This window comes from Nonomuraea longispora (assembly GCF_004348345.1).
GTDB classification, from domain to species: domain Bacteria; phylum Actinomycetota; class Actinomycetes; order Streptosporangiales; family Streptosporangiaceae; genus Nonomuraea; species Nonomuraea longispora.
In genome coordinates, this window is the sequence record NZ_SMJZ01000283.1 from 1 (window position 1) to 9,024 (window position 9,024).

Annotated in this window: 9 protein-coding genes; 3 read left to right on the forward strand and 6 right to left on the reverse strand. The window is 69.4% G+C overall.

The window, feature by feature from the left end; genetic code table 11:
* Positions 1-122: 122 nt before the first annotated feature.
* Complete coding sequence (locus tag E1267_RS40645) at positions 123-728, reverse strand: TetR/AcrR family transcriptional regulator (RefSeq protein ID WP_132341150.1); 606 nt, start codon at positions 726-728, stop codon at positions 123-125.
* Between the two features lie 96 nt (positions 729-824).
* Here E1267_RS40645 and E1267_RS40650 point away from each other — a divergent pair, with 96 nt between their 5' ends.
* From E1267_RS40650 to E1267_RS40660, 3 genes are all read left to right on the forward strand, one after another.
* Entirely contained in the window at positions 825-2,018 is a 1,194-nt protein-coding gene (locus E1267_RS40650) for a cytochrome P450 (RefSeq protein ID WP_132341152.1), read from the forward strand.
* A 6-nt stretch (positions 2,019-2,024) separates the two neighbouring features.
* Positions 2,025-2,216 (forward strand): ferredoxin, encoded by a 192-nt coding sequence (locus E1267_RS40655; RefSeq protein WP_132341154.1) that lies wholly within the window; start codon positions 2,025-2,027, stop codon positions 2,214-2,216.
* A gap of 530 nt (positions 2,217-2,746) precedes the next feature.
* Positions 2,747-3,193 (forward strand): SAV_6107 family HEPN domain-containing protein, encoded by a 447-nt coding sequence (locus tag E1267_RS40660; RefSeq protein WP_132341156.1) that lies wholly within the window; start codon positions 2,747-2,749, stop codon positions 3,191-3,193.
* 440 nt (positions 3,194-3,633) lie between these two features.
* On the opposite strand, the gene bldD is transcribed toward E1267_RS40660, so the two are convergent.
* From bldD to E1267_RS40685, 5 genes are all read right to left on the reverse strand, one after another.
* The gene (gene bldD / locus E1267_RS40665; protein WP_026214021.1) at positions 3,634-4,128 is read right to left on the reverse strand and encodes a transcriptional regulator BldD; all 495 of its coding nucleotides are present in this window, start codon (positions 4,126-4,128) and stop codon (positions 3,634-3,636) included.
* 301 nt (positions 4,129-4,429) lie between these two features.
* Entirely contained in the window at positions 4,430-5,296 is an 867-nt protein-coding gene (locus tag E1267_RS40670) for a universal stress protein (RefSeq protein ID WP_132341158.1), read from the reverse strand.
* Complete coding sequence (locus tag E1267_RS40675; protein WP_132341160.1) at positions 5,297-6,718, reverse strand: amino acid permease; 1,422 nt, start codon at positions 6,716-6,718, stop codon at positions 5,297-5,299.
* Between the two features lie 10 nt (positions 6,719-6,728).
* Positions 6,729-7,664, reverse strand: a complete 936-nt coding sequence (gene arcC / locus E1267_RS40680; protein WP_132341161.1) for a carbamate kinase — start codon at positions 7,662-7,664, stop codon at positions 6,729-6,731.
* 9 nt (positions 7,665-7,673) lie between these two features.
* The gene (locus E1267_RS40685; RefSeq protein WP_132341163.1) at positions 7,674-8,918 is read right to left on the reverse strand and encodes an arginine deiminase; all 1,245 of its coding nucleotides are present in this window, start codon (positions 8,916-8,918) and stop codon (positions 7,674-7,676) included.
* Between the last annotated feature and the right edge of the window lie 106 nt (positions 8,919-9,024).

A 9,024-nucleotide genomic window follows, 5' to 3' on the forward strand; every position in this document is an offset into this window, starting at 1 on the left:
GGCACCGGCCAGTCACCCCCGACCATCCCGCAACCCACCGACCTCCAACTCCATCTCCTGGATCTCCTCGACATCGATCCACGAGACCTCCGCTGAAGATCACTCATGTGCGGAAAACGGGGCTAGCCGAGCGAGCGCAGCCCGGCCAGCGCGACGTCGGTGGCCCGGCGCACGGTGTCCCAGATCTGCTCCAGGGACCGGTTGCTCTCCAGGTTGGCGATCACCGCCAGCTTCACCGACCCGAACAGCGCGCCCACCGCGGCGGACGCCTCGATCAGGCTCAGCTCGTCGGCGTATGCCTCGTGCAGCGCCTGCGCCGCTGTGAGCTGGGTGTCGAAGAGCACCGTCAGCGCCCGCGCCTGCAGCGTCGGCTCCGTCAGGATGAGCCGCAGCCGCAGCTCGGCGTCCTCGAAGGTGAGCTCCTCCTGCGCGCTCGACCAGGCGAGTGAGCTTTCGACGACACGGATCAGCAGGTCGGCGGGTGACATCCCGGGATCCGCGCGGACCAGCAACGACCGCACGAGCTCCATGCGCTCGTGCGTGTCGTAGAAGACCACGTCCTCCTTGCTCGCGAAGTAGCTGAAGAAAGTGCGCGTCGACACGTCGGCCCCCGCGGCGATCTCCGCCAGCGTGGTCTCCTCGAAGCCCTTCTCGTCGAACAACCGAAGCGCGGACTCGATCAGCGCCCGGCGCGTGCGCTGCTTCTTGCGCTCCCGCAGTCCCACCATGCCGGAACTATACTGCATGCCATTACAGTTTTCACTTGTTGCAGATTTGCATTGGATGATGTTTTCTGGAGGAGTCGCTCGGAAAGGAGCAGAGACATGTCCGACCTCACCCTGCCCATGACGAGGCAGCGCCCGTTCGACCCGCCGGACGAGGCCGCGGAGCTGCGGCAACGGGCCTCGATGCACCGTCTGACGTACGCCGACGGCCATGTCGGCTGGCTGGTGACCGGCTACGCGGAGGCCCGCGCGGTGCTGGCCCACCCTGGCTTCAGCAACCTGGCGGAGAAGATGCACCCGCCGATCCCCTCCAGGCTCGACCTGGTCGAGGAGCGCAGCAGGCGGGGGGTGCCGCGGGGCTTCTTCCTTCGTACGGACCCGCCCGAGCACACGCGCTACCGCAAGCTGCTGACCGGCCAGTTCACCGTGCGCAGGATGAAGGCCCTGGAGCCGAGGATCCACGAGATCACCAACTCCTGCCTCGACGACATGGAGGCCGCCGGCGGGCCCGCGGACCTCGTCGAGGCGTTCGCGCTGCCGATCCCGTCGCTGGTGATCTGCGAACTGCTCGGGGTGCCGTACGAGGACCGCGGCCAGTTCCAGGAGGACTCCAAGCTCCTGGTCAACCTGGAGACCAAGGCCGACGACGTGATAGCGGCGCTCGGCCGGGTCACGGCCTACCTGCACGGGCTCATCCAGCGCAAGCGCAAGGAGCCGGCCGACGACCTGCTGAGCGGGCTCATCGAGGGCGGGGAGCTGGACGACGAGGAGCTGACGGGGGTCGGGTTCCTGCTGCTGGTCGCAGGTCACGAGACGACCGCCAACATGCTGGGGCTGGGGACGTACGCACTGCTCACCAACCCCGATCAGCTCGCCGCCATGCGCGACGACCCGTCGGTGGTGGACAACGGCGTCGAGGAACTGCTGCGCTACCTGTCCATCATCCACCTCGGTCCGTTCAGGGTCGCGACGGAGGACGTCGAGATCGCGGGCAACCTCATCAAGGAGGGGGAGATGGTCGGCGTGCACGTGCCCGTCGCCAACCGCGACCCCTCCCGCTTCCCCGACGGCGACCGCCTCGACCTCGCCCGGCCGACCGGGGGCCACCTGGCTTTCGGCCACGGCATCCACCAGTGCCTCGGCCAGCAGCTCGCCCGGGCGGAGATGCGCATCGCCTACCCTGCGCTGCTGCGGCGCCTGCCTGGCCTACGCTTGGCGGTAACGCCCGAGGAGGTGCCGATGCGCTCGGACATGACCATCTATGGAGTGCACCGCCTCCCTGTCACTTGGTAGGTCATCATGAAGATCAAGGCAGACACCACGGTGTGCATCGGTGCCGGCATGTGCGCGCTGACGTTGCCGGAGGTGTTCGACCAGAGCGAGGACGAGGGCACGGTGGTGCTGTTGCGTGAGACGGCGCCCGAAGGCCAGGAGGAGGCCGTGCGCCGCGCCGTGACCCTCTGCCCGTCAGGAGCGATCTCCGCCTCCTGACGGCCTTCTGACGGCCTGCTGGCCGTCTTGACGTCCTTTCCGGCCCTGAGCCGCCGCCGCGCCCGTCCGTGGCGGCGGCGGCCTTGCGTGTACGGGCCTTTTCTGACGAGATCCTTCCGGCGGGTCCTTCTGTGTGGATCCTTTGTTGGGTTCTGTGTGCGTCCGGCGCCGCGGGGCCTTTCCGTCCATGGTCCCATCCATGGTCATCGAACCTGTGTTCGTGGATTCGGTTGACACCGAAGGTGATCGAAATTATGTTCGATCCAGTGGCGGTGAGGCTCGCGGCTCAGCGTCACCTGGGCCTGGTCGCGGGTGGTTCGCTTTCCCGAGCGATCCCTGCGGCCAGGCTCCACGGGCGAAGGGCGCGTCCTCGTCGTCGGCGGAGACGAGCGGGCGTGTCCTGGCCGGACGGGGAGAGGGGAAGCTCCTCGTCCGGCCAGCCCGGCGGAAATGTCGGTGGCGTCTGCGAATGTTGACTCCACCGGCGGAACGCCGGCCGCCTGCCCACGACTCCGAAGGAGGCGCGCAAGATGGCACCACGGCCTAGAGAAACGCCCGGGCCCCGGCTGTCGGCTGCGGTTCGGGCACACCTGACCGATTCACGTTCCTGCCTGGCGGAGGCGAGCGGCGCCCGCACCCCGGCATCCCGCTATGTGGCCGCCCACCTCGCCGCTCTCAGGGCCGCAGCGGCGATCCTGGCCGCCCGTCCACGGCCCACGGAGGGCCGCAGGCGGCGCCTGCGCAGCGCATGGGAGCTGCTCCCCGAGGTTGAGCCCCACCTGGCCGAGTGGGCCGCCTACTTCGCGGCCAGCGCCGCCAAGCGGGCCGCCGCCGAGGCCGGCATGGTCCGCAAGATCAGCGCGGCCGACGCCGACGAGATCCTGGCCGAGGCGGAGACCTTCGTCTGCACCGTCGAAGACCTGCTCGGCCTCCCCGGCCAGCCGCAGCTTCCCGCGGACGTCCCGCTGGCAGGCTGACACCTCACTCGGGGCTCACGGCTTCCCGGTCGCGGCGTCGACCGGTCCCTCCGGGTGCCGCACCGTGCTGGTTCACGCCCGCGTCCGCACGACCTCCGCCCGGTTCTCCGGCTTCTTCGCCCGGCCTCACAGCCGGGCTTCTCCGGAGCTCAGCCGGCATTGGAGAGGCGTGGACGCGTCTTACCGGCTGGTACGACTCTGCCGGGCCTCCCGCTCCCGCCGGGCGCATCCGCGGGCGGATGCCGCATACCGGGGCCACATTCGTTGCACGTCCGCGCTGTCGTGGCGCGGTCGCCCATGGTCGGCACTGCCGTTGCCGGCCGGGGTGCGGCCGGGTGGAGCGGGGGTCCGAGGGAAGGCCGATGGGCTCGCCGGTGTGCGGCGAGCCCACATGCCTCGGACGGGTGACCTCGAAACGAGCAATCCCTGAGGAATCGATCTCAGAACGACTCGACGGCCCGGCGAGCCTCGGCGTCGAGAACGCCCCAGCTGATGAGTTCCTCGGTCAGCTCACTGGGCGACTTGTCGTAGATCACGGCCAGGGAGCGCAGGTCCTCCTGGCGGATCGACAGCACCTTGCCGTTGTAGTCGCCACGCTGGCTCTGGATCGTCGCGGCGTAACGGGCCAGCGCGCCCGCCTTCTCCTTCGGCAGAGTCGCCAGGCGCTCCAGGTCGATCACAAGCTTGGGTGTCGGCCCGAGCGGGCTGGGGGCGGCGCCGCCCGGCAGCAACTCGGAGACGGGCACCCCGTAGAAATCGGCAAGTTCGGCAAGTTTCTGCACGGTCACAGCCCGGTCGCCGCGCTCATAAGAGCCCACGACTACGGCTTTCCACCTGCCACGCGACTTCTCTTCGACTCCATGCAGGGACAGGCCCTGCTGGGTGCGGATGGCGCGGAGTCGTGCACCCAGCGACTTTGCGTATTCAGACGGCATCGTGTGGCCCCCCGGCTCTCGTATGTATCGCTCTCAGTAGATTGTGCTCCCTTGCGGCGTATGGCCCGGCCACCGGGGGGTCTGGTGCCATGCTCGGCACCATCGGTAGCCACGGCCGGGGTTTACCCCGGTAACGCCGCGCAGTGCGGTTACGCACAGTGACGGTAAAGGGGTGGACGCCCCAGGTCAAGCTGATTGGAAAAAAGATGCCGAATCCGGTCCGTTAGGAATCGCCACAAACGTCCCTGATGTCACAGTAATGTCGGTACTTCGTCATAGTTTGACGAGGGAGCGTGCCCACTCACGTCTGGCGGGTGAGCACCATGACGGGACATGTCGAGGCCTTGACGATCTTTATGGACGTGTCGCCGAGGAAGACCCGTCTGAGTGGCCCGGTGGCACTGGAAGCGCATATGATCATCTCGCCGGCGAGCCACGAGGTCGCGCCGAGCGCCTGGGCCACACTCCGGCCCTCCAGCACCTCGGCCTCCACGGACAACCTCCGCCGAGGCCCCCGCGCAGCCGTCCGCAGGTCGGTCGCGGCCTGGTCGCGCATGCGTGCGAGCATCTCCTTCTCGACCCGCGCCCGCCTGCCGCTGCTGACCACCAGCGTGACCAGCCGCAGGGCGACGCCGAGCTTCGCGGCCGCCCTGGCCGCGTCTTTGACCGCCGCGTCGCCGCCGGGGCCGCGGCGGTAGGCGACGGTGAGGCGCGCGAAGGCCGCGGGCGGCCGTTCGCCGTAACCGCGGGGAGCGAGCAGGACGGGAACGGAGGATGAGTGCAGCAACTGGTCGGCCGTGCTGCCCAGGGAGATGCGGCCCCTGCCGCCGCCCGGGGCCGAGCCGATCACCACGACGTTCACGCCACGCCTGCGGGCCAGTTCCACCAGGCCGCGCCCGCTGCCCCTGTGCGTGTGCTTGATGTACTCGGCGTCCTCTCCCGCCAGCTCGCGGGCCTGCGCGAGCGTCGCGGACGCCTGCTCGGCGAGGTAGGCGCGCCAGGCGGTCTCCTCGGCCCTGGCGGGTCCGGGCGGCGACCAGACGGGGGGCAGCACGGTCGCCACCGTCAGGCGCCCGCCCGCCTGATTCTTGAGCAGGACGGCCAGCGCGAGCCCGTCCCTGGCCCGCGACCCGGACGTGTATCCGGCCAGCACGTTCTCCAGCTTCATTCAGCCCACCTCGGCATTCAGCCGCGAATGGCGATAGCCGTACAGGAAGTAGCAGGCCAGGCCGACCAGCATCCACAGGGCGAACGCCAGCCAGGTGACCCCCGCGAGCCCCGCCATGACGAGCAGGCAGAAGATCGCTCCGAGCACCGGCGTGACAGGGAAGAACGGCACGCGGAAGCTGCGCGGTATCTCGGGGCTGCGGTAGCGGAGCACGAGCACGCCGACGTTCACGATGGCGAAGGCGAACAGCGTGCCGATGCTGGTCGCCTCCGCGAGCTGCCCCAGCGGTACGAGCCCGGCCAGCACCGAGATGAACAGGGCGACGATGAAGGTGTTGGCGACGGGCACCTGGCGGCGCGGGTCGACCTTCTGGAACACGCGCGGGATGAGCCCGTCGCGCGACATCGCGAACAGGATGCGGGTCTGGCCGTACATGACGGTGAGCACGACGCTGGCGATGGCGATGACCGCGCCGAAGGAGACGATCAGGCCGGGCCAGGTGGCGCCCATGGCCAGGTCGGCGATGTAGGCCAGGCTGGCCTCGGTGCTGTCGGGGTCGAACTCCGTCCACGGCATCGCGCCGACGGCGGCCAGGGCCACGAGCACGTAGACGAGCGTGACGATGGCCAGCGAGAAGACGATGGCGAGGGGCAGGTCGCGCCTGGGGTTCTTGGCCTCCTCACCGGCGGTCGAGGCGGCGTCGAAGCCGATGTACGAGAAGAACACCTGGGAGGCGGCTGCGGTGATGCCGGCCACCCCCATCGGGGCGAGGGGCGCGAGGTTGCCCGACCTGAACGCGGTGAACGCCACCGCGCAGAAGAACAGCAGCACCGCGATCTTGATCAGCACGAACACGGCGTTGGCCCTGGCGCTCTCCGACGCCCCGTGGAGCAGCAGCCAGGTGGCCAGCAGCACGATGAGGATCGCGGTGACGTTGACCACGCCGCCGTCCTGGCCGGGGGAGCGGGTGATCGCGTCGGGCAGGGTGAAGCCGGCCAGCGACCGCAGGAACGAGTTGAGATATTCGCCCCAGCCCACGGACACCGCCGCCACGGACACGGCGTACTCCAGCATCAGGCACCAGCCGCAGACCCAGGCCACCAGCTCGCCCAGCGTCGCGTACGCGTACGAGTAGGACGAGCCGGAAACCGGGATCGTCCCGGCCAGCTCGGCGTAGGACAGGGCGGAGAGCAGCGCGGTGAAGGCGGCCAGCACGAACGACACCACCACCGCGGGCCCCGCCTTGGGCACCGCCTGCCCGAGGATCACGAAGATGCCGGTCCCGAGCGTGGCGCCCACGCTGAACAGGGTGAGCTGCCACAGCGACATCGTGCGCCGCAGCTCACCGCCCTCGCCCCGTCCACCCTCGGCAACGATGCGTTCGGTCGGCTTGGTACGCAGGAGCCGTTGGGCCAGTGCCATCCGACACCCCCTACAGCGTGCTCGTCAGCGGCCACCTGCCGTTGGGTGTGACGATCGTGCCCGCTGAGCCGTCGAGTATGCGTTCGGCCTGGTCAAGCTTCCCGACGGCGGCCATGTCGCCGGTGTTCTCGACGAAGCGGCACACGGCGTCCACCTTCGGCCCCATCGATCCGGCGGGAAACTCCATGGTCCGCAGCTCGTGCGGCGTGGTGTGGGCGATCTCCGTCTCCTGCGGCGTGCCGAAGCCGCGCAGCACGCGGGGCACGTCGGTGAGGATCAGGAACGCGTCGCATTCGAGCGACTCGGCCAGCAGCGCGGCGGTGAGGTCCTTGTCCACGACCGCCTCGACGCCGATCAGCCGGCCGGACTCGTCGCGGACGACGGGGATGCCGCCGCCGCCCGCGCAGATGACGACCACGCCCTCGCGGATCATCTTGCGGATCAGCCGGGTCTCGACGATGCGCCGCGGCGTGGGGGAGGGCACGACGCGACGCCAGTGCGGGCCGTCCTGCGCGACGGTCCAGCCGTACTCGGCGGCCAGCTTCTCGGCCTCCTCCTGGTCGTAGACCTGGCCGACGAACTTGGCCGGCTGATCGAAGGCGGGGTCGACGGCCGTCACCAGCGTCTGCGTGACCATGGAGAGGACCTGCCGCCCAGGCAGCGCGTTCTGCAGGGTCTGCTGCATCCAGTAGCCGATCATGCCCTGCGTCTGCGCGACGAGCGTGTCGAACGGGTACGGCCTGCTCAGGCCGGGGTCCGAGGCGCTCTCCAGCGCCAGCATGCCGACCTGCGGCCCGTTCCCGTGGGTGATGACCAGTTCATGATCGACGGCCAGCCGGGCGAGCGTCTTGACGGCCGTGCGCACGTTGGCGAGTTGTACGTCGGCGTCGGCCTTCTGGCCGCGTTCGAGCACGGCGTTGCCGCCCAGAGCGACGATGACCCGCATCAGGCCCTCCTAGACCGAGTCCCGCTCGAGCGGGCAGCTCATGCAGCGGGGCCCGCCCCGGCCCCGGCCGAGCTCGCTGCCCCTGATGGTGATCACTTCGATGCCGTTGTCGCGCAGGAAGTTGTTCGTGGTGGTGTTGCGCTCGTAGGCGACGACCACGCCGGGCTCCAGCGCCAGCCCGTTGCAGCCGTCGTCCCACTGCTCCCGCTCGGCGGCGTACACGTCCTGGGTGGGGGTCAGGACCTTGATGTCGTCCAGGTCGAGGGCGCGGGCGATGGCCCGGTGCATGTCCTCCGGCGGGTGGTCGGTGACCTTCAGCTCCTTGGGGGTGTCGCCGGGCTCGATCGTGTACGAGCGCAACATCCCGAGCCCCGCGTACTTGCTGAACACCCCCACGTCCAGCATCGTCATCACCGTGTCGAGGTGCATGACCGCCCGAGCCTTGGGCATGTCGAGCGCCACGATCCTGCGCGCCGAGCCGGCTCTGAACAGCCGCTGCGCCAGCATCTCGACCGCTTGCGCCCGGGTGCGCTCGCTGATGCCGATCAGCACCGCGCCGTTGCCGATCACGAGGACGTCGCCGCCTTCGAGGGTGGCGGGCGCCACCGCCTGGCCGGGCATCCAGCAGTGGTAGCCGCCCTGGCCGGGCCGGTCGAAGCCGCCGGCGAACGTCGGGTGGAACATGTAGACGGCCTCCATGTTGACCGTCTCGCGCATGCGGGCCTTCTTGCGCATGGCGTTGATCGACACGCCGTCGTAGATCCAGCAGGACGTGTCGCGGGTGAAGAGGTGGTTGGGCAGCGGCGGCAGGATGAAGCCGTCGCCGGGCGTGGTGTGGAAGGTGACCGACTTGGGGTCGCAGCCCATGGCGATCAGCTCGTCCTTGGTGATGCCGCCCGTCAGGTAGAGCTGCAGCGTGGCCGCGTCCATGCCGTCGAGGGTGTTGCGGATGTCGTCGATGGCGGCCGGGCCGAGCCAGCGTTCGTCGATGACCGCGTCGAGGATGTGCTTGCGCGCCTCGGGGATGTCGACGGTCTCGCGCAGCAGGTCGGCCAGCTCGTACACCTTGATGCCGCGGCCGGTGAGCACCTGCCGGAACTCCTCGTGCTCCTCCATCGCGCGCTGGACCCACAGCACGTCGTCGAAGAGGAACGCGTCCTTGGTGGTGGGGGTCAGCCTCTTGAGCGCCAGGTCGGGCTTGTGGAGGAGGACCTGGCGCAGCCGCCCGACCTCCGAATCGACATGAAAGGTCATCTTCGCTCTATCCCCCCAAAAGCCGGACATGAACGGTCGCCCGGCAAGCCCTCCCTGACCTGCCCGAGCGGGAACGGGCGACACGGCGGAAGGCGGGAGATCTACC

Bases quoted from the DNA above. Each gene is read 5' to 3' on its own strand.
- bldD (WP_026214021.1), bottom strand. From the start codon at position 4,128: ATGCCGTCTGAATACGCAAAGTCGCTGGGTGCACGACTCCGCGCCATC.
- E1267_RS40645 (WP_132341150.1), bottom strand. From the start codon at position 728: ATGGTGGGACTGCGGGAGCGCAAGAAGCAGCGCACGCGCCGGGCGCTG.
- E1267_RS40675 (WP_132341160.1), bottom strand. From the start codon at position 6,718: ATGGCACTGGCCCAACGGCTCCTGCGTACCAAGCCGACCGAACGCATC.
- E1267_RS40670 (WP_132341158.1), bottom strand. From the start codon at position 5,296: ATGAAGCTGGAGAACGTGCTGGCCGGATACACGTCCGGGTCGCGGGCC.
- E1267_RS40660 (WP_132341156.1), top strand. From the start codon at position 2,747: ATGGCACCACGGCCTAGAGAAACGCCCGGGCCCCGGCTGTCGGCTGCG.
- E1267_RS40655 (WP_132341154.1), top strand. From the start codon at position 2,025: ATGAAGATCAAGGCAGACACCACGGTGTGCATCGGTGCCGGCATGTGC.
- E1267_RS40685 (WP_132341163.1), bottom strand. From the start codon at position 8,918: ATGACCTTTCATGTCGATTCGGAGGTCGGGCGGCTGCGCCAGGTCCTC.
- E1267_RS40650 (WP_132341152.1), top strand. From the start codon at position 825: ATGTCCGACCTCACCCTGCCCATGACGAGGCAGCGCCCGTTCGACCCG.
- arcC (WP_132341161.1), bottom strand. From the start codon at position 7,664: ATGCGGGTCATCGTCGCTCTGGGCGGCAACGCCGTGCTCGAACGCGGC.